The 656-nt window shown below is 66.3% G+C and carries 1 protein-coding gene; it reads right to left on the bottom strand.

What is annotated here, in order from left to right; all coding sequences use genetic code 11:
* Window positions 1–135: 135 nt before the first annotated feature.
* Window positions 136–656 (bottom strand): hypothetical protein (locus tag BKD30_RS08825; protein WP_218189287.1); only part of this gene is annotated, 521 nt, incomplete at its 5' end.

Below are 656 nucleotides of genomic sequence, written 5' to 3'. Positions count from 1 at the left end.
CATCGGCGATCGTGCGCGAGGACTCGATGACCGCACGAACGGCCTCGACCTTGAACTCCTCACTGAACTTCCTCGGAGCCATCAATTCCCTTCCCATCTCCCAAGAAATCCTACCTTGGGGTTCGTGGTCCGGAATCAATCCCTCACCTCATACGTGTAGTTCACCCCACCCTTGGTGACCCTGATCATCTGGTCGGCCCCGTTGTACGTGTAGGTGCCGGCCGGGTCGGCGGTCATGTTGCCCTGCCCGTCGAACCCGTACCCGCTGGTGGTGATCTGGTTCGCCGCGTTGAAGACCAACGACTGGGTGCCCGCCCCCGTCCTGCCGCTGGTGAGCCGGTTCCCGCGCCCGTCGTAGGTGTAGGTGTAGGTCACCGGGCCGGTGCCGCCGGCCTGGGCGGCCTTCGTCAACCGGCCGGCCTGGTCGTACGTGTAGGTGGTGGTCTGCCCGGTCAGGTTGTTCTTCTGCCACTGGATCTTGCCCCGGTCCGCGGCCGGGCTGGCCGGGCACGGGGAGACCCCCACCGTGGTAGCCGGTGTGGATCCGGCGGCGTGGCAGTAGGACACGTCCAGGGCGGTGGCGTGATCCGCGTCCCCGGTACCGACCTGGGCGATCACCCGGGAGACCCGGGAAGAAGTGTCGTAATCGGTGTGGG

It is taken from the genome of Tersicoccus phoenicis (genome assembly GCF_001968835.1).
Classification (GTDB): Bacteria; Actinomycetota; Actinomycetes; order Actinomycetales; family Micrococcaceae; genus Tersicoccus; species Tersicoccus phoenicis.
This window is presented reverse-complemented; position numbering and strand designations above follow the sequence as displayed.